The sequence below is a fragment of the Paraburkholderia sp. IW21 genome (genome assembly GCF_041321145.1).
Lineage (GTDB): Bacteria > Pseudomonadota > Gammaproteobacteria > Burkholderiales > Burkholderiaceae > Paraburkholderia.
Genome location: NZ_JBGGWA010000002.1, coordinates 715,523 through 734,838, shown reverse-complemented (window position 1 = coordinate 734,838; position 19,316 = coordinate 715,523). Strand labels below are relative to the sequence as shown.

Here is a 19,316-nt window from a genome sequence, read left to right as displayed (position 1 = left end):
GCCGTAGTCGACGTTAAGGGAAGCAAAGCGATGTTTGGCGAGAAGTTTCGGGATCGGCAAAAGCCGATGGTGCTCGTGCTGGGACTCGGTGAATCCGGTCTCGCGATGGCGCGCTGGTGCGCGCGGCACGGCTGTCGGCTGCGTGTGGCCGATACGCGCGAGGTGCCCCCGAACCTCTCCGCGATGGAAGCGCACGGTGTTGATGCCGAGTTCGTCGGCGGTCCGTTTTCGACAGCGCTGCTCGAAGGCGTCGAACTCGTGGCGATCAGCCCGGGTTTGTCGCCGCTGGCCGCCGACTTGCTGCCGCTGATCAACGCTGCGCGTGAGCAGGACATCCCGGTGTGGGGCGAACTCGAGTTCTTCGCGCAAGCGTTGAAGACGCTCGGCGAAAGCGGCTATGCGCCAAAGGTGATCGCGATCACCGGCACCAACGGCAAGACCACCACGACCAGCCTGACCGGCCTTTTGTGCGAACGCGCCGGCAAGAAGGTCGCGGTGGCGGGCAACATCAGCCCGGCTGCGCTGGACAAGCTCACCGAAGCGATCGACAACACCGCCTTGCCCGACGTGTGGGTGTTGGAACTGTCGAGCTTTCAACTTGAAACCGCCCATACGTTTTCTCCGGATGCAGCGGTGGTTCTGAACATCACGCAAGATCACCTGGACTGGCACGGCGGCCTCGATGCGTACGCCGCCGCGAAGGGCCGCATCTTCGGTACGCGGACTGTGCGCGTGCTGAACCGCGACGACGCTCGTGTAGTGGCGCTGGCACCGTCAGGCAATAGCGACGCGGCGATGGTCACGTTCGGCGTCACCGAACCGAAGAACGATGGCGATTACGGTCTGCTGCGCGACAACGGCATGGTGTGGCTGGTCGAAGCGCATGATCGCGACGCGAGCGACGAATCCACGCCGACGCGCCGTCGCAAGAACGAAGTGGCCACGCCGCCGAGCATTGCGCTCAAGCGTCTGATGCCGGCGGACGCCTTGCGTATCCGCGGACTGCATAACGCCGCGAACGCACTGGCTGCGTATGCATTGACGCGCGCGATCGGTCTGCCGGGCGCACCGCTCCTGCACGGCCTGCGCGAATACCATGGCGAGCCGCATCGCGTGGAATTGATCGCGTCCATCGAAGGGGTCGACTACGTCGACGACAGCAAGGGCACCAACGTCGGTGCGACGGTCGCCGCGCTCGACGGCCTCGCGCAGCGCGCGGTGCTGATCGCTGGGGGCGACGGCAAGGGGCAGGATTTCGAGCCGCTCGCGGCGCCCGTGATGCGCTGGTGCCGTGCCGTGATGCTGATCGGCCGCGACGCGCCGCAGATTCGCGCCGCGCTGGAAGACACGGGTATCGCGATGACGGATCACGTCACGCTCGAAGAAGCCACGCGCGCCGCAACTGCGCTCGCGCAACCGGGCGATGCCGTGTTGCTGTCGCCTGCCTGCGCGAGCTTCGATATGTTCAAGGGTTACGCACACCGTGCGGCGGTGTTCCGCAGCACGGTGGAAGACATCGCTGCCGAACGAGGGACGATGATATGAGTTGGTCGGAACGTTTCGGTTCGCGCCTTGCTGGCTCCCGCGCCGCCGAAGGCGATACGGGTAGCACGGGCCGCGCCTCCAGTCGCACTGGCGGCAGTGGTCTCGCGAGCGCCGTGAACGGTGTGCGTCCGCTGCGCTCGCGGATGCTCGACTACGATCACTCGCTGCTGTGGGTGGTCGTCGCGTTGCTCGGCCTCGGCGTCGTGATGGTGTATTCGGCGTCGATCGCAATGCCCGATTCGCCCAAGTACGCGTCGTACCGGGATTACGCGTTCCTCGTGCGCCAGCTCATCTTCGTGGTGCTGGGCTCGGTGATCGGTATCGTGACGTTCCGTATTCCGATCTCGACGTGGGACAAGTACGCGCCGAAGCTCTTCCTGATCTCGATGGCCGCGCTGGTGATCGTGCTGATTCCGCACATCGGTAAGGGCGTGAACGGCGCGCGCCGCTGGATTCCGCTCGGCATCACGAACATGCAGCCGTCGGAAATCATGAAGCTCGCCGTGACGATCTACGCGGCGAACTACACGGTGCGCAAGCAGGAATACATGCAGAGCTTCGCCAAGGGCTTTCTGCCGATGGCGGTGGCGGTGGGTCTCGTCGGCGCGATGCTGCTGCTCGAACCGGACATGGGCGCGTTCATGGTGATCGCCGCGATCGCGATGGGCGTGCTGTTCCTCGGCGGCGTGAACGGTAAGCTGTTCGGCGGGCTCGTAGCGACGGCGGTAGGCACGTTCAGCTTGCTGGTGTGGGCGTCGCCGTGGCGTCGCGAGCGGATCTTTGCTTACCTCGATCCGTGGGACGACCGTTACGCGCAAGGCAAGGCTTATCAATTGACGCACTCGCTGATTGCGTTCGGGCGGGGCGAGTGGTTCGGCGTGGGCCTTGGCGGCAGCGTCGAGAAGCTCAACTATCTGCCGGAAGCACACACCGACTTCATCCTCGCGGTGATCGGCGAGGAACTCGGTTTTGTCGGCGTGCTGGTCGTGATCCTGATGTTTTATTGGATCGTGCGCCGCTCGTTCGAGATCGGCCGTCAGGCGCTCGCCCTCGACCGCACGTTTGCGGGTCTGGTCGCGAAGGGCATCGGTATCTGGTTCGGCGCGCAGACCTTCATCAACATGGGCGTGAACCTCGGCTTGCTGCCGACCAAAGGTCTCACGTTGCCGCTCGTCAGCTATGGCGGCTCCGGCATCGTGCTGAACTGTATCGCGGTGGCGGTGTTGATGCGCGTGGACTATGAGAACCGGGTGTTGATGCGTGGAGGGAAGGTGTGACCGCTCTGCCGCAACGCACGTTGATGGTGATGGCCGGTGGCACCGGGGGACACGTGTTCCCGGGGCTCGCGGTCGCGCATCTGATGCAGGCATGGGGTTGGAAGGTCGTATGGCTCGGCAACCCTGCGGGCATGGAGGCCACGCTGGTGCCGAAGCACGGCATCCCGATGGAATACGTGCGCTTCGGCGGACTGCGCGGCAAGGGCCTGACGACCAGGCTGATGCTGCCGCTGAATCTGCTGCGCGCCTGCGCGCAGAGTTTGAGCGTGCTGCGTCGCGTGAAGCCGGACGTCGTGCTCGGCATGGGCGGCTACATCACGTTCCCCGCGGGTTTAATGACCGCGTTGAGCGGCTGTCCGCTGGTGTTGCATGAACAGAATTCGATCGCGGGTCTCGCGAACAAAGTGCTCTCGAAAGTCGCCAAACGCGTGCTGGTTGCATTCCCGAATGCGCTGCCGCACGGCGAATGGACCGGAAATCCGATTCGTGCGGAACTTGCGCGCACGATTGCACCCAAAGCACGCTACGCGCAGCGCACGGGTCCGCTGAATGTGCTGGTCGTGGGCGGCAGTCTGGGTGCGGCGGCATTGAATGAAGTGGTGCCGCGTGCGGTTGCGCGGCTGGCACCGAACGAACGTCCGCGCATCGTGCATCAGGCGGGCGCAAAGCATATCGATGCGCTGCGCGAGAACTACGCGGCGGCCGGTTTGCAAACGGGCGCCGACGTCGAACTCGTGGCGTTCATCGACGACATGACGAGCGCTTACGCGAAGGCGGATCTGGTGATCTGCCGTTCGGGTGCGATGACGGTGTCGGAAATTTCAGCGGTAGGGGTAGCGGCGTTTTTCGTGCCGTTCCCATTTGCAGTAGACGATCACCAAACAACAAATGCAGCGTTTCTCGCCGACAACGGCGCGGCGCTGGTCGTGCAGCAACGTGATCTGTCGGCGGAAATGCTCGCCGACTGGTTGCGCAGCCAGACGCGAGAGACCCTCGCGGAGATGGCGGAGCGTTCGCGCTCGCTCGCGAAACCCGACGCCACGGAACAGGTCGCGCAGATTTGCGCGACCGTGGCGGGTTCGATTTCGGGCGCGAGCCCAGAAGGAAAGCAATGAAACACATCGTCAAACATATTCATTTTGTCGGCATCGGCGGTGTTGGCATGAGCGGCATCGCCGAGGTGCTGGTCAACCTCGGCTATCAGGTGAGCGGCTCGGATCTCACGAGCAACGCGATTACCGATCGCCTCGCCGCACTCGGCGCGCGGATCGCGATCGGCCACGCAGCGGAAAACATTGAAGGCGCGAACGCGGTTGTCGTCTCGACGGCGGTGCGCAGCGATAACCCGGAAGTGCTGGCCGCGCGTCATCGCCGCATTCCGATCGTGCCGCGCGCGGTGATGCTCGCGGAATTGATGCGCCTGAAGCAGGGCATCGCGATCGCCGGCACGCACGGCAAGACCACGACCACTTCGCTGGTGGCGAGTGTGTTGGCGGCGGGCGGGCTCGATCCGACTTTCGTGATCGGCGGCCGGCTGATCAGCGCGGGCGCGAATGCGCGGCTCGGTACGGGCGATTTCATCGTCGCCGAAGCGGACGAGTCGGATGCGTCGTTCCTGAATCTGTTCCCGGTGATCGAAGTCATTACGAACATCGACGCCGATCACATGGACACCTACGGCCACGACTTCGCGCGGCTCAAGCAGGCGTTCATCGAGTTCACGCATCGTCTGCCGTTCTACGGCATCGCGGTGCTGTGCGTCGACGACCCGAACGTGAAGGAAATCCTGCCGTTCGTGTCGAAGCCGATCATCCGTTATGGCTTCGCGCCGGATGCGCAGGTGCGCGCGGTCAACGTCGAGGCACATGACGGCAAGATGCATTTCACGGCAATGCGCGAAGACGCGGCGCCGATCGACATCGTCTTGAACCTGCCGGGCGAGCACAACGTGCAGAACGCTTTGGCCGCCATTGCAATTGCGACTGAACTTGAAGTGAAAGATGCCGATATTCAGCGAGCGCTAGCGGATTTCAACGGCGTGGGCCGCCGCTTCCAGCGCTACGGCGAAGTGCCGGTCGTGTCCGAAGGCAAAGCAGCCGGCGCGTACACGCTGGTCGACGACTACGGTCATCACCCGGTCGAGATGGCGGCAACGGTGGCGGCGGCGCGTGGTGCATTCCCGGGCCGGCGGCTGGTGCTGGCATTCCAGCCGCACCGCTTCACGCGCACGCGCGATTGCTTCGAAGATTTTGTGAAGGTGCTGTCGACGGTCGACGCGCTCGTGCTGACCGAAGTCTATTCAGCCGGTGAAGCGCCGATCGTCGCCGCCGACGGTCGCGCGCTGGCTCGCGCGTTGCGTGTCGTCGGCAAGGTCGAGCCTGTGTTTGTCGATACGGTGGATGAAGTGCCGGACGCGCTCTCAGCAGTGGTGCGCGATGGCGATGTGGTGATCACGATGGGCGCGGGTTCGATCGGCGGTGTGCCGGGACGCCTCGCGCAAGAAACAAAGGTGTGAGTGAAATGAGCGGTATCGACCCTAAACAATTCGGCAAAGTGGCAGTCCTGCTCGGTGGCGATTCCGCCGAGCGCGAGGTGTCGCTCAATTCCGGCCGCCTCGTGCTGCAAGGTCTGCGCGACGCCGGTATCGACGCACATCCGTTCGACCCGGCCGAGCGTCCGCTCGCCGCGTTGAAGGAGGAAGGCTTCGTGCGCGCGTTCAACGCGCTGCATGGCGGTTACGGCGAGAACGGCCAGATCCAGGGCGCGCTCGATTTTTACGGCATCCGTTACACGGGGAGCGGCGTGCTCGGCTCCGCGCTCGGTCTGGACAAGTTCCGCACCAAGCTCGTGTGGCAGCAACTCGGCATTCCGACGCCGCCGTTCGAAGCCGTGCTGCGTGGCGACGACTACGAAGCGCGTGCGAAGGACATCGTCGCGAAGCTCGGCTTGCCGCTGTTCGTGAAGCCGGCCAGCGAAGGCTCGAGCGTCGCGGTGATCAAGGTGAAAAGCGCCGATGCATTGCCGGCAGCGCTGCTCGAAGCGGTCAAGTACGACAAGATCGTCGTGGTGGAAAAGAGCATTGAAGGCGGCGGCGAGTACACCGCGTGCATCGCCGGCGATCTGGATCTGCCGGTGATCCGCATCGTGCCGGCTGGCGAGTTCTACGACTATCACGCGAAGTACATCGCCAACGACACGCAGTATCTGATCCCGTGCGGCCTCGCGCCGGACGAAGAGAAGCGTCTGAAGGCGCTGGCGCGCCGTGCGTTCGACGTACTCGGCTGTACCGATTGGGGCCGCGCCGATTTCATGCTCGACGCCCACGGCAACCCGTACTTCCTCGAAGTGAACACGGCGCCTGGCATGACCGATCACTCGCTGCCGCCGAAGGCGGCGCGTGCGGTGGGCATCAGCTATCAGGAACTGGTTGTCGGCGTGTTGGCGCTGACCCTTGCGGACTAACCGGGGCAACCCGAAAGCAACACCATGTGGAACAACGTTCGCCAGCTCAATCTCGCCGCCAGCGCATTGCATGTGCTGCTGGTGCTCGTGCTGCTGGCGGCAGGTGGTTATTGGCTGATCCAGCGTCCGAATTTCGCGCTGCACGAAATCCAGATCGACGGCGACACCGAGCACATCAATTCACCGACGGTGCGCGCCGGGGTAGTGGGACGCTTGAAGGGCAACTTTTTCACGGTGGATCTCGACGTCGCGCGTCAGGCGTTCGAGCAGATGCCGTGGGTGCGTCACGCGAGCGTGCGGCGAGTCTGGCCGAACGCGCTGGCTGTCACGCTTGAAGAGTACAAACCGCTGGGGACGTGGGGCAGCGATCAGCTGGTCAGCGTCGACGGCGAACTGTTCACCGCGAACCAGGGCGAACTCGAGGAAGAGCTGCCCGCGTTCGACGGCCCGGACGGTACGGCGAAAGAGGTTGTCGCGCGTTATCACGACTTCCAGAAGTGGTTTGCGCCGCTGGGCGCGACGCCGGATGAAGTCACGCTGTCGCCGCGCTACGCGTGGACGGTGAAGCTGTCGAATGGAATGCAGGTGGAACTTGGGCGCGAACGCAATCAGGACACGCTGCTGGATCGCAGCAAGCGCCTGACCGCGGCGTGGAATGCGGTGACGCAGCGTTGGGGAAAGGATATCGAGTATGCGGACTTGCGCTATCCGAACGGTTTCGCGATTCGCGCGGCAGGGATGCGCTTTATCACCGAACCCGACAAGGGCAAGAAGTAAACGGACATCACACGCAATGAGCACGCTATGAGTAAAGACTATAAAGATCTGCTGGTCGCCCTCGACATTGGGACGTCGAAGGTGGTGGCCATCGTCGCCGAGTTGAAGGGCGAGGGTCACTACGAGGTGATCGGCCTCGGCCAGAGCGAATCGAAGGGGCTCAAGAAGGGCGTGGTGGTGAACATCGAAGCCACCGTGCAGTCCATTCAGCGCGCGCTCGAAGAAGCCGAGCTGATGGCCGACTGCAAGATCACGAACGTGTTTACCGGGATCGCCGGCAGCCATATCCGCAGCTTCAATTCGAGCGGCATGGTGGCGATCAAGGAGAAGGAAGTCACGCAGACGGACGTCGCGCGCGTGATCGAGACGGCGAAGGCGATCAACATCCCGACCGATCAGCAGGTGCTGCATATCCTGACGCAGGAATTCATCATCGACGGCCAGGAAGACGTGCGCGAGCCGATCGGCATGAGCGGTATCCGGCTGGAAGTGAAGGTGCATATCGTCACCGGCGCGGTGAGCGCGGCGCAGAACATCGTCAAGTGCGTGCGCCGTTGCGGGCTCGAAGTGAACGATCTGATCCTGCAGCCGCTGGCGTCGTCGCTGGCGGTGCTGACGGAAGATGAAAAAGAACTCGGCGTGGTGCTGGTCGATATCGGCGGCGGCACGACGGACATCGCGATTTTCAGCGAAGGCGCGATTCGCCACACGGCGGTGATTCCGATCGCCGGCGACCAGATCACGAGCGACATCGCGATGGCGCTGCGTACGCCGACGCCGGACGCGGAAGACATCAAGGTCGACTACGGCATTGCGAAGCAGGCCTTGGCCGATCCGGACGAAATGATCGAAGTGCCGGGTCTGGGCGAGCGCGGTCCGCGCACGCTGTCGCGCCAGGCGCTGGCGGCGGTGGTCGAGCCGCGTGTCGAAGAACTGTTTTCGCTCGTGCAGCAGGTGGTGCGCGAGTCGGGTTACGAGGAACTGCTGAGCTCCGGCGTGGTGCTGACCGGCGGCGCGTCGATGATGCTCGGCATGGTCGAACTCGGCGAGGACATTTTCCTGAAGCCGGTGCGCATCGGCGTGCCGGAATACGCGGGCGGTCTCGCCGACGTCGTGCGGAATCCGCGCTACTCGACGGCAATGGGTCTGCTCGTCGAAGGGCGCTCGCAACGGATGCGCGGCCGCAAGGTCGCCGTGCAGTCGGGGTCGATGGGCCAGGTCTTCACGCGAATGAAAGACTGGTTCCTCGGCAACTTCTAACGAATTCTGGTTTTGACGGTTTTACGCAAATACGCGCTGGTGCCGGCGGCTGGCGCGCGACAGGGGGTTGCCCGACTTCCTGCCGAATAACGGCCGAGTGGCTGCAATTTTTTATCTTGACGGAGGCAACATGGAATTCCAGATGCTGGAAACCGAAACGAACGGCACCATCATCAAGGTGATCGGAGTCGGTGGCGCTGGCGGCAATGCCGTTCAGCACATGATCAACAAGGGCGTGCAAGGCGTCGATTTCATCGTGATGAACACGGATGCGCAGGCGCTGTCGCGTTCGCGCGCCTCGGCGGTGATCCAGCTCGGCAACACGGGTCTGGGCGCGGGCGCCAAGCCGGAAATGGGCCGCGCGGCAGCAGAAGAAGCACGCGAGCGCATTGCCGACGCATTGCGCGGCGCGCACATGGTGTTCATCACCGCCGGCATGGGTGGCGGCACGGGCACGGGCGCAGCGCCGGTGGTCGCGCAGATCGCCAAGGAAATGGGTATCTTGACTGTTGGCGTAGTCAGCAAGCCGTTCGAATTCGAAGGCGGCAAGCGGATGCGCGTCGCAGAAGCCGGTTCGCAGCAACTGGAGGATCACGTCGACTCGCTGATCGTCGTTCTGAACGACAAGCTGTTCGAGGTGATGGGCGATGACGCCGAGATGGACAAGTGCTTCCAGTGCGCAGACGACGTTCTGAACAACGCAGTTGCCGGGATCGCGGAAATCATCAACGTCGACGGTCTGGTGAACGTCGACTTCGAAGACGTGAAGACGGTGATGGGCGAGCAGGGCAAGGCGATGATGGGCACGGCGACGGTTGCCGGTGTCGATCGCGCCCGTCTGGCCGCTGAGCAGGCTGTTGCAAGCCCGCTGCTGGAAGGTGTGGATCTGTCGGGCGCGCGTGGCGTGCTGGTCAACATCACGTCGAGCCGTTCGCTGCGTCTGTCGGAAACGCGCGAAGTGATGAACACCATCAAGAGCTACGCCGCGGAAGATGCCACCGTGATCTTCGGCGCGGTGTACGACGATGCAATGGGCGACGCGCTGCGCGTGACGGTCGTGGCAACGGGTCTGGGCCGTGCGGCGAAGAAGCAGCAATCGGCACCGATGACGCTGCTGCGCACCGGCACGGACAACCAGCCGATCGGCACGCACGCTGCCTACGCACCGTCGTCGTCGCACGCCAGCACGGCCGATTACGGCGCGCTGGATACGCCGGCTGTGTGGCGCACGTCGCGCGATACGGCGGCTTCGCACGTGCAGGCGCTGCAGGAAAAGGGCGTCGATACGTACGACATTCCGGCGTTCCTGCGCAAGCAGGCGGACTGAGCGCACGAGCAGGCTTTCGTTGCCGCGCTGTTTTCAGCAGCGCTGGCGGACGAATGCACGAGCGTGGCGTGTGAACGGCGAACGAGCCGCGTATCGTCTGATTCGCGGCAAGGACACGTGCCCTCTTCGGATTCGCGAAGCGGATAGGGCGACTGTCGCCGGATGGCGGAGCCTGTAGTTAGGCAGACGCTGAAGTTCACTGCGACACGACAACGTGCGAGCATGCTTCGCATCGATGCAAAGGACTGAGCATGATTCAGACAGGTGAAAAGCTGCCCGACGCGACGCTCTTCGAGTTTGTCGAAGACACGCGGGCGGGCTGCACGCTGGGGCCTAACAGCTTCGACGTGCGCGAGCAGACGGCGGGCAAGCGTGTGGTGATCTTCGGATTGCCAGGCGCCTTCACGCCGACCTGTTCGGCCAAACATGTACCGGGTTACGTCGAGCACGCCGAGCAGCTGCGCGCGCTTGGCATCGACGAAATCTGGTGCGTGTCCGTCAACGACGCGTTCGTAATGGGCGCGTGGGGACGCGATCAGCACGCCTCGGGCAAGGTGCGCATGATGGCGGACGGCAGTGCGGCTTTCACGCGGGCGCTCGGTCTTGAGCAGGATTTGTCGGCGCGCGGCATGGGAATCCGTTCCCAGCGCTACGCGATGGTTGTCGACGACGGCGTGGTCAAGACGTTGAACGTCGAGGCTGCCGGCAAATTCGAAGTCAGCGATGCAGGGAGTATTCTCGCTACGTTGAGCTAGTTACGGTTGCGTCATGGCCTTCGCCCTGCGCGCGTGCGCGTTGTATCAGGGCAACGGTCAAAATGTCGCTTTTGTGACAGGCCGTTACGCGGGCCGATGACCGGAAACGCCTCCGTTCCGGACGTCGGCCCGTCACGCTTTCCTGACGGGCGCCCTTTGGGTAATGCAGCGAAACAGATTGATACGTTCCGTGCAAAGACGCTCCTAAGGGTATTGGAGTATACTTCGCGCTATGGAATAAAAAGTCCCGATTGGGATTTTCAATCGAACAGAAGATCACCATGTTGAAGCAGCGCTCTATTAAATCGATCGTCAAGACAGTTGGCATCGGCCTGCACTCCGGCCGCAAAGTCAACCTGACGCTCCGCCCCGCGGCGCCGGACACTGGCATCGTGTTTTCGCGCGTGGATTTACCCACGCCGGTGGACATCCCTGCGTCGGCGATGGCGATTGGCGATACGCGTCTGGCTTCCGTTTTGCAGAAAGACGGCGCGCGCGTGTCGACCATCGAGCATTTGATGTCCGCATGCGCAGGCCTCGGCATCGACAACCTTTATGTCGATGTCACCGCCGAGGAAATTCCGATCATGGACGGCAGTGCGGGTTCGTTCGTGTTTCTGATTCAATCGGCCGGTATTGAAGAACAGAACGCGGCAAAGAAATTCATCAAGGTCACCAAGCCGGTCGAAATTCGCGACGGCGATAAATTCGCGCGTCTCGACCCGTATTTCGGTTTCAAATTGAAGTTCACGATCGATTTCCGTCACCCGGCTGTGGATAAGACCGGCCAGGCGCTGGAAGTGGATTTTGCCAATACGTCGTACGTGCGGGAAATTGCCCGTGCGCGCACGTTCGGCTTTGCGCATGAAGTGGAAATGATGCGCGAACTCGGTTTGGCGCGGGGCGGCAGCATGGATAACGCCATCGTGCTGGACGAATACCGCATTCTGAACAACGACGGCCTGCGTTACGACGACGAATTCGTGAAGCACAAAATGCTCGACGCGATCGGCGATCTGTACGTGATCGGGCATCCTTTGCTGGCTTCGTACACGGCGTACAAGTCGGGCCACGGCCTCAATAACGCATTGCTGCGCGAACTGCTCGCGCATGAAGACTCGTACGAAATCGTCAGTTTCGATGACACGCAAAAGGCGCCTCGCGGCTTTGCGTATGAGACGCAGACGGCATTTGCGTAGTTTGTATAGCGACTTTGGGGCGAAATCTCCCAAGCGAATGGATGAAAAATAAGCGGCCCATCTGGGCCGCTTATTTTTTGTTCAGCGGTTTCTCCGATGCCGCGCCGCCATTTTCGCCAATGCTTCCTGCAACGGCGAGGGCGCGAGCGATTGAGAGAGCGCGTGCAAAGCATCGGCGCCGACCGGCGTCATACGCGCCTGCTTGACGGGGGCCGGCTCCTTTAAAGGCTGCGGCCGTACGCGAATCCTCAGCGCTTTGACGGGCCAGCCGCGCTGCTGCAGATCCGACAGCAACCGCGGCTCAATCTGGCGCAGACGCGCCGCCAGCGCGTTGTGCCCGGCAAACAGCGCCAGCACGCCTTCCTTGATGAAGCTCGGCTCGACGCTGGTTGCCAGATAGTCGGGCAGTAGCTCCCGCAGATCCTTTTCCAGCGCGGCAATCTGCTCGACACCCGCGCGCAGGGCCGCAAACGCGTCGGTGCGATTGAGCACTTCAGCGACGGGCTGCGGGCGGCGCGCTTTGAACTGCTTGGGCGGCGGCCTTGAAAAGGAGGGAAAACGGCTCATGTTTGATCGTGACGGCGGGTTCGCACCCTATGTGCGTTCACGCCGCGATTGTACCGCGCGGGATGCACGCGGGTCCGCCTCAATGCGTACCGTCAGAGGTCGCTGCGGCGGGCGTTCGATGCCCTGCCGCCGTCGCGCCGCTGACACAGGCGCGGGCTGGGGCGCGTGCTAAAATGCCCGATTCGAATTCACTCTTGGACAAGCCGCCGAGGCCCTTCCGACCCCGGAGCGCACGTGCATGAACTGCACGACGCGAAACCAGCCGAAGCCGCGACGCAGACACCGATCCGATGACCACCGGTTTTCTACAGAAGATTTTTGGCAGCCGCAACCAGCGGCTAGTCAAGCAATATCAAAAGACCGTCACGGCGATCAATGCGCTCGAGCCGCAGATCGAGCAATTGACGGACGACCAACTGCGCGCCAAAACGGGTGAATTCCGCCAGCGCGTCGCGAGCGGCGAATCGCTCGACAAGCTCCTGCCCGAAGCATTTGCGGTGTGCCGCGAGGCCAGCAAGCGGGTGCTGAAAATGCGCCACTTCGACGTGCAGCTGATCGGCGGCATGGTCCTGCACTACGGCAAGATCGGCGAAATGCGCACCGGCGAAGGCAAGACGCTCGTCGCCACGCTGCCGGTGTATCTGAATGCGCTGTCGGGGCGCGGCGTGCACGTGGTCACGGTCAACGACTACCTCGCACAGCGCGACGCCGAATGGATGGCGCGTCTGTACAACTTTCTGGGTCTCTCGGTCGGCATCAATCTGTCGCAGATGGATCACGCCGCGAAGCAGGAAGCGTACGCCGCTGACATCACCTACGGTACCAACAACGAATTCGGCTTCGACTACCTGCGCGACAACATGGTCTACGAGACCGACGCGCGCGTGCAGCGAGCCCTGAACTTCGCGGTGGTCGACGAGGTCGACTCGATCCTGATCGACGAAGCCCGTACACCGCTGATCATCTCCGGCCAGGCCGAAGATCATACCGAACTCTACGTGCGCATGAATGCGCTGCCGCCGCTGCTCGAACGTCAGATCGGCGAAGAGAAGGCGGACGGCACGGGCGTCGAAAAGCCGGGCGACTACACGCTGGACGAGAAAGGCCGTCAGGTATTCCTGACGGAATCGGGCCACGAAAAGGCCGAGCGTCTGCTCGCCGAATGGGGCCTGATCGGCGACGGCGAAAGCCTGTATGCGCCGCAGAACATCACGCTGATGCACCACGTGTATGCGGCACTGCGTGCGCACACGCTGTTCTTCAAGGATCAGCACTACGTCGTGCAGAATGGCGAAGTGGTGATCGTCGACGAATTCACCGGCCGTCTGATGGCCGGCCGCCGCTGGTCGGACGGCCTGCATCAAGCTGTCGAGGCGAAGGAACACGTCAAGATCCAGAGCGAGAACCAGACGCTCGCGTCGATCACGTTCCAGAACTACTTCCGTATGTACGCCAAGCTGTCCGGCATGACCGGCACGGCCGATACCGAAGCGTACGAATTCAACGAGATCTACGGTCTCGAAACGGTTGTGATCCCGACCAATCGTCCGCCGAAGCGGATCGACAAGCAGGATCAGATCTATAAGACCGCGAAGGAACGCTACGACGCCGTGATTCGCGACATCCGCGATTGCTACGAGCGCGGTCAGCCGGTACTGGTCGGTACAACATCGATCGAAAACTCCGAGTTGCTGTCGCATCTGCTGAAGCAGGCTGCTTTGCCGCACGAAGTGCTGAACGCCAAGCAGCACGCGCGTGAAGCGGAGATCGTCGCTGAAGCGGGCCGTCCGAAACGCGTCACGATCGCCACCAACATGGCCGGTCGCGGTACCGACATCGTGCTGGGCGGCAACGCCGAAAAGCAGGCCACGTTTATCGAACTCGACGAAGCCATCCCTGCCGACGAAAAGCAACGCCGTATCCAGAAGCTGCACGACGAATGGCAAGCGCTGCACGATCAGGTGAAGACCGCAGGCGGTCTGCACATCATCGGCACCGAGCGTCACGAATCGCGCCGGATCGACAACCAGCTGCGTGGCCGTGCCGGCCGTCAGGGCGACCCGGGTTCGTCGCGCTTCTATCTGTCGCTGGAAGATCCGCTGCTGCGCATTTTTGCGGGCGACCGCGTGCGCGCGATCATGGACCGCCTGAAGATGCCGGAAGGCGAGGCGATCGAGGCAGGCATCGTGTCGCGTTCGATCGAGTCGGCGCAGCGCAAGGTTGAAGCGCGCAACTTCGACGTCCGCAAGCAATTGCTCGAATACGACGATGTGTCGAACGATCAGCGCAAGGTGATTTACCAGCAGCGCAATGAATTGCTCGAAGCGAACGACATCACCGAAACCATCGGCGCGATGCGTCGTGGCGTGATTTCCGATATCGTTCACCCGTTCGTGCCGGCCGGCAGCATTGAAGAGCAGTGGGACGTGCCCGAGCTGGAGGAAGTGCTGCGTAACGAATGGCAGCTCGACCTCGCGATTCAGGAGATGATCAACGAGTCGAACTCGATCAGCGCGGATGAGATTCTGGAAGCGGTCGAAGCCGCCGCGGACGAAGCGTACGAATCGAAGGTCGAACAGGTCGGCCGTGAATCGTTCAGCGCGTTCGAACGTTCGATCATGCTGCAAACGCTGGACCGCAGCTGGCGCGAACATCTGGCCGCACTCGATCACCTGCGCCAGGGTATCCATCTGCGTGGTTACGCGCAGCAGAATCCGAAGCAGGAATACAAGCGCGAGGCGTTCGAACTGTTCGCCGCGATGCTGGACGCGGTGAAGCTCGAAGTCACCCGTGTGGTGATGAACGTGCAGATCCAGTCGCCGGAACAGCTGGAACAGGCGGCCGAGCAGTATGAAGAGCAGGCCAGCCACCTCGAAAACGTCGAATTCCGTCACGCCGAATTCGCCGAAGCGGCGGCAGCCGCGCCTGCCGCTGCGGAAGCGGCCACCGCTGCGATGATCGGCGACGCGATGAGCCATGGCTCGTCGCATGCAGTCGCATCGGATGTCGGCGTGGACAACGTACCGAAGGTCGGCCGCAACGACCCGTGCCCGTGCGGCAGCGGCAAGAAGTACAAGCAGTGCCACGGCAAGATCGCGTAATGCCGAAAGCGGCGCGCTTCCAAGCGCGCCGCGTCGTTTTACACGATGCTTTGCTGTTGATTTCGCGGTGGTTCGGCAACCTGCCCGAACCATCAGTTTCCGATCCCTCGATGCCGGCGCCTGCCGGCATTTTCTTCGACAGGTCGCGACCATGGCTGTCAATTTCCCCTCGATCGATCCCGCTCAACTCCATCCCGTCGCCGGCGTCACGCTGGGCTGGGCGGAGGCGAATATCCGCAAGCCGAACCGCAAGGACGTGCTGGTCATTTCCGTCGGCGAAGGCGCGACGGTAGGCGGGGTGTTCACGCAGAATCGTTTTTGCGCCGCGCCCGTCACGGTGTGCCGGGAGAATCTGGAGCGCGTGCGCGCCGGCGGTAAGCCGATTCGTGCGCTCGTGATCAACACCGGCAACGCCAACGCGGGCACCGGCGAGCCGGGCCTCGCGCACGCGCGCGAAACCTGCGCCGAACTGGCGCGTTTGGCCGATATCACGCCGGAACAGGTGCTGCCGTTTTCGACGGGCGTGATTCTGGAACCGCTGCCGGTCGATCGTCTGAAGGCCAGTCTGCCGGCCGCGCTGGCGAATCGCAAGGAAGCGAACTGGTACGACGCCGCTCAGGCGATCATGACCACGGACACGTTGCCGAAGGCCACCTCGCGCCAGGTCACGATCGACGGCCATACGGTCACGTTGACGGGGATCAGCAAAGGTGCCGGCATGATCAAGCCGAATATGGCGACCATGCTCGGTTTCCTCGCCTTCGACGCTGCCGTCGCGCAACCGGTGCTCGATGCGCTGGTCAAGCACGTGGCGGACCGCTCGTTCAACTGCATCACGATCGACGGCGATACGTCGACCAACGATTCTTTCATCCTGATCGCGTCGGGCAAATCGAGCCTGCCGGCGATCACGTCCACCGATTCGCCCGCTTATGCAGCGCTGCGCGACGCGGTGACCGAAGTCGCTCAGACCCTTGCACAACTGATCGTGCGCGACGGCGAAGGCGCGACCAAATTCATGACCGTGCATGTCGAAGGCGGCTCGAGCGTCGGCGAATGCCGCCAGATCGCCTACGCGATCGGCCATTCGCCGCTCGTGAAGACGGCCTTTTATGCGTCGGACCCGAATCTCGGCCGCATTCTGGCGGCCATCGGCTATGCCGGCGTGGACGATCTCGACGTCGGCAAAATCGATCTGTATCTGGACGACGTGCTGGTCGCGACTGCCGGCGGCCGCAATCCGGCCTACCGTGAAGAAGACGGTCAGCGCGTCATGAAAAAGAGCGAGATCGGCATTCGCGTCGTACTCGGCCGCGGCAATGCGCAAGCCACGATCTGGACTTGCGATCTGTCGCACGATTACGTGAGTATCAACGCCGACTATCGTTCGTAACCGGGTTCATCACGCGGCTTTTGGCCGCTTATCTCACAGCCATGGACAAACTCGAACAGTTTCTGACCCGGGCCGAAGCCGTGCTCGTCCGCCTCGAAGCGATGCTCCCGCCCGCCGCACCGGAGATAGACTGGTCGGTAGCGGTCGCCTTTCGCTGGCGCAAGCGCCAGGGGCGCGGCTATCTGCAACCGGTGCCGGCCATCTCGGCAATTACGCTCGACGACTTGCAAAACATCGATCGCCAGAAAGGGCTGATCGAGCAGAACACGCGTCAATTCGTGCACAAACAGCCTGCCAACAATGTGCTGCTGACGGGCGCGCGCGGCACCGGTAAGTCGTCGCTGATCAAGGCCTGTCTGAACGCGTATGCGAAAGACGGCCTGCGCCTGATCGAAGTGGACAAAGACGACTTGCATGATCTCGGCGACATCGTCGATCTGATCGCGCAACGGCCGGAGCGCTTCGTGGTGTTCTGCGACGACCTCTCGTTCGAAGACGGCGAGTCGGGCTACAAGGCGTTGAAAGTGGCGCTCGACGGTTCCATCGCCGCGCAGTCGGACAATGTGCTGATTTACGCAACGTCGAATCGCCGCCATCTGCTGCCCGAGTACATGAGCGACAACGAAACGTACAAGCACACGTCCGACGGCGAGATTCATCCGGGCGAGCTGGTCGAAGAAAAGATCTCGCTGTCCGAGCGCTTCGGGCTGTGGGTCAGCTTCTATCCGTTCAAACAGGACGACTACCTGTCGATCATCGGCCACTGGCTGCGGCATTTTGGCTGCGACGACGCGGAAGTCGAAGCGGCGCGCGGCGATGCGCTGGTGTGGGCGCTGGAGCGTGGTTCGCGCTCGGGGCGCGTGGCGTGGCAATTCGCGCGCGACTGGTCGGGCCGGAAGAGCCCGCTATGAGCGACGCGCAGAAGAACGCCGCCGGGCGTCCGGTGACGAAAGTCGCCGTCGGCGTGCTGATTCAGCCGGACGGACGCTATCTGCTGGCGCAGCGCCCGGCTGGCAAGCCGTACGAAGGCTACTGGGAGTTTCCGGGGGGCAAGCTGGAGGCGGGGGAATCGGTTGAGGCCGCGTTAGCCCGCGAGTTGCACGAGGAACTCGGTATCGACGTCAAGGCAAGCCACCTTTGGCACACGCTCGAACACGATTATCCGCACGCTTATGTGCGGTTGTTCTTCTGCAAGGTGACGGAGTGGACCGGGGAGCCGCATGGCCGCGAAGGTCAGGCGTTTGTCTGGCAGGCGCTGCCAGCAGATGTCTCGCCGTTGCTGCCGGCGACGATCCCGGTGCTGGAATGGCTTGCGGCTGAGGAAAGCCGATAAGAACGGTACGCGGTAGTGGGCGCTGCGTTAGCCGCCCCCGCCCGCACGGCCTTGCACAAAACCACACTCAGTGCGGGTTGTAATCCCCGCTGGGCGACTCATCGGACGGTGCTTCTGCTTCTTCATCCGTGCCGCCGATCTTGTACTTCTCTGCGGCCCAGGCGCCGAGGTCGATCTGCTTGCAGCGGTCGGAGCAGAAGGGGCGAAAGCGGTTTTCAGGGGTCCAGCGGACATCCTTGCCGCAAGTGGGGCATTTGACGACAGTAGGCATACGGTCAGGCAGTCAATCGTAAACGGAACAGGTATTGAATATAGGGGCACTTCTCGCCGCTTTAAAGGCGCGGCCCCAGATTCGGTTCTACAAGGCAGGCGTTAAAGGCTGCACAGGGTAAGTTGGAACGGCACGTCGACATCCACCGCGCGCGGGCGCAAATCGCCGTCCTGCACGGTGAAGCGTACCCAGAGCATATATTTATTAGCACTGGCTTCGGGGATCATCCGCAATTCAGGTGCCACCCTTACCTGCATCAATTGATACGAACGGCCTGACAGCATCTGCTGATAGCTGCCTTGCATCGCCATGACCTTGGACGCCTGACCGGATTCACGAGCGAGACGTAAGACGATCGTTGCCGCATCGCGCAACGGCAGCAGCGGAGTGACCCACTTTGCGATGTCTTGGCGGCGCTGATCGGGATGGATCTGCTGCCACGCGTAATACGAAGGCAAATCGAACTTGCAGGTGCCGCCCGGAATGATCGCGCGGCTGCGGATGCTGGCGAGCCACTCGTTGTCTGCCAGATGCTGGCCGGTCTTGCCCTGCATCTGTGAAAGCCCCGTCAGGGTCTGCTCGATTTCGCCGAGCACTGCTTCGAGCGCGTTCTGTTCGATGCCTGGATTGCCACGGAACGGCGCCAGCGTTTGCCGTTGGCGCTCGAGCTCCTTCATCAGATCGGACTTCAGATCCGCGCGACCCGCAACCTCTGAGATTTCGAACAACGTTGTCAGTGCGACGTGATGTTCCCTGGCGTCTTCCTGAGTCAGAAAGAACGTGAAGCGCTCGAACAGATCTTCGAGGCGCAATAGCGTCCGGATTCGCTCGTTGAAGGGATACTCGTAAAGGATCAAGCGGGCTCGCCTCGGGCGTGGTCGGTGACGGGAATGCAGAACATTCTAATGCCGTGAGACTACCCTAGCAATCACGCACTTTTTCAGCGCGCTTTCGCAACTTTTTTCACGTGTTTCGGGCGGTTTTCTGCGTGCTTCGGCTCGCGTGCCGCTACAAAGTTCAACGGATAGGCGTGAGATGGGTTGCGCTGG

At 62.5% G+C, this 19,316-nt stretch carries 17 protein-coding genes; 14 read left to right on the top strand and 3 right to left on the bottom strand.

Features of this window, described 5'->3' with window-relative positions; all coding sequences use genetic code 11:
* Positions 1–30: 30 nt before the first annotated feature.
* The 10 genes from murD to lpxC all read left to right on the top strand — a co-directional run bounded on the left by murD (position 31) and on the right by lpxC (position 11,602).
* On the top strand, positions 31–1,545 hold the full coding sequence (gene murD / locus ACAX43_RS07205; protein WP_370707706.1) for a UDP-N-acetylmuramoyl-L-alanine--D-glutamate ligase: 1,515 nt from the start codon (positions 31–33) through the stop codon (positions 1,543–1,545).
* Positions 1,542–2,822: a putative lipid II flippase FtsW gene (gene ftsW, locus ACAX43_RS07200; RefSeq protein WP_370707705.1), complete on the top strand. Its 1,281-nt coding sequence runs from the start codon at positions 1,542–1,544 to the stop codon at positions 2,820–2,822. The genes murD and ftsW overlap by 4 nt, the downstream gene beginning before the upstream one ends.
* Positions 2,819–3,937 (top strand): undecaprenyldiphospho-muramoylpentapeptide beta-N-acetylglucosaminyltransferase, encoded by a 1,119-nt coding sequence (murG, locus tag ACAX43_RS07195; protein WP_370707704.1) that lies wholly within the window; start codon positions 2,819–2,821, stop codon positions 3,935–3,937. Before ftsW ends, murG begins: the two co-directional genes overlap by 4 nt.
* Positions 3,934–5,337, top strand: coding sequence for a UDP-N-acetylmuramate--L-alanine ligase (gene murC, locus ACAX43_RS07190; RefSeq protein ID WP_370707703.1), 1,404 nt, complete (start codon positions 3,934–3,936; stop codon positions 5,335–5,337). The genes murG and murC overlap by 4 nt, the downstream gene beginning before the upstream one ends.
* A gap of 5 nt (positions 5,338–5,342) precedes the next feature.
* Positions 5,343–6,284 (top strand): D-alanine--D-alanine ligase, encoded by a 942-nt coding sequence (locus tag ACAX43_RS07185; RefSeq protein ID WP_370707702.1) that lies wholly within the window; start codon positions 5,343–5,345, stop codon positions 6,282–6,284.
* Positions 6,285–6,308: 24 nt separating this feature from the next.
* Positions 6,309–7,061, top strand: a complete 753-nt coding sequence (locus tag ACAX43_RS07180) for a cell division protein FtsQ/DivIB (protein ID WP_370707701.1) — start codon at positions 6,309–6,311, stop codon at positions 7,059–7,061.
* A gap of 27 nt (positions 7,062–7,088) precedes the next feature.
* On the top strand, positions 7,089–8,321 hold the full coding sequence (ftsA, locus tag ACAX43_RS07175; protein WP_007180311.1) for a cell division protein FtsA: 1,233 nt from the start codon (positions 7,089–7,091) through the stop codon (positions 8,319–8,321).
* 130 nt (positions 8,322–8,451) lie between these two features.
* Positions 8,452–9,648: a cell division protein FtsZ gene (gene ftsZ / locus ACAX43_RS07170; protein ID WP_370707700.1), complete on the top strand. Its 1,197-nt coding sequence runs from the start codon at positions 8,452–8,454 to the stop codon at positions 9,646–9,648.
* Positions 9,649–9,899: 251 nt separating this feature from the next.
* Entirely contained in the window at positions 9,900–10,403 is a 504-nt protein-coding gene (locus ACAX43_RS07165; protein ID WP_370707699.1) for a peroxiredoxin, read from the top strand.
* Positions 10,404–10,684: 281 nt separating this feature from the next.
* Complete coding sequence (gene lpxC / locus ACAX43_RS07160) at positions 10,685–11,602, top strand: UDP-3-O-acyl-N-acetylglucosamine deacetylase (protein ID WP_370707698.1); 918 nt, start codon at positions 10,685–10,687, stop codon at positions 11,600–11,602.
* An 81-nt stretch (positions 11,603–11,683) separates the two neighbouring features.
* Here lpxC and ACAX43_RS07155 read toward each other — a convergent pair whose 3' ends face one another.
* Complete coding sequence (locus ACAX43_RS07155) at positions 11,684–12,169, bottom strand: DciA family protein (protein ID WP_370707697.1); 486 nt, start codon at positions 12,167–12,169, stop codon at positions 11,684–11,686.
* 290 nt (positions 12,170–12,459) lie between these two features.
* Between ACAX43_RS07155 and secA the strand changes: the two genes are divergently transcribed.
* The 4 genes from secA to ACAX43_RS07135 all read left to right on the top strand — a co-directional run bounded on the left by secA (position 12,460) and on the right by ACAX43_RS07135 (position 17,996).
* Entirely contained in the window at positions 12,460–15,270 is a 2,811-nt protein-coding gene (secA, locus tag ACAX43_RS07150) for a preprotein translocase subunit SecA (protein WP_370707696.1), read from the top strand.
* 151 nt (positions 15,271–15,421) lie between these two features.
* On the top strand, positions 15,422–16,663 hold the full coding sequence (gene argJ, locus ACAX43_RS07145) for a bifunctional glutamate N-acetyltransferase/amino-acid acetyltransferase ArgJ (RefSeq protein ID WP_370707695.1): 1,242 nt from the start codon (positions 15,422–15,424) through the stop codon (positions 16,661–16,663).
* Positions 16,664–16,704: 41 nt separating this feature from the next.
* Positions 16,705–17,574 carry an ATP-binding protein gene (locus ACAX43_RS07140; protein WP_370707694.1) on the top strand — a complete coding sequence of 290 codons (870 nt, stop codon included), beginning with the start codon at positions 16,705–16,707 and terminating at the stop codon, positions 17,572–17,574.
* Positions 17,571–17,996, top strand: a complete 426-nt coding sequence (locus ACAX43_RS07135) for an NUDIX domain-containing protein (protein WP_370707693.1) — start codon at positions 17,571–17,573, stop codon at positions 17,994–17,996. The genes ACAX43_RS07140 and ACAX43_RS07135 overlap by 4 nt, the downstream gene beginning before the upstream one ends.
* Before the next feature lie 67 nt (positions 17,997–18,063).
* Here ACAX43_RS07135 and yacG read toward each other — a convergent pair whose 3' ends face one another.
* Both yacG and zapD read right to left on the bottom strand, forming a co-directional pair.
* Entirely contained in the window at positions 18,064–18,267 is a 204-nt protein-coding gene (gene yacG, locus ACAX43_RS07130) for a DNA gyrase inhibitor YacG (RefSeq protein ID WP_370707692.1), read from the bottom strand.
* Between the two features lie 101 nt (positions 18,268–18,368).
* Positions 18,369–19,124, bottom strand: a complete 756-nt coding sequence (gene zapD, locus ACAX43_RS07125) for a cell division protein ZapD (protein WP_370707691.1) — start codon at positions 19,122–19,124, stop codon at positions 18,369–18,371.
* Positions 19,125–19,316 lie beyond the last annotated feature (192 nt).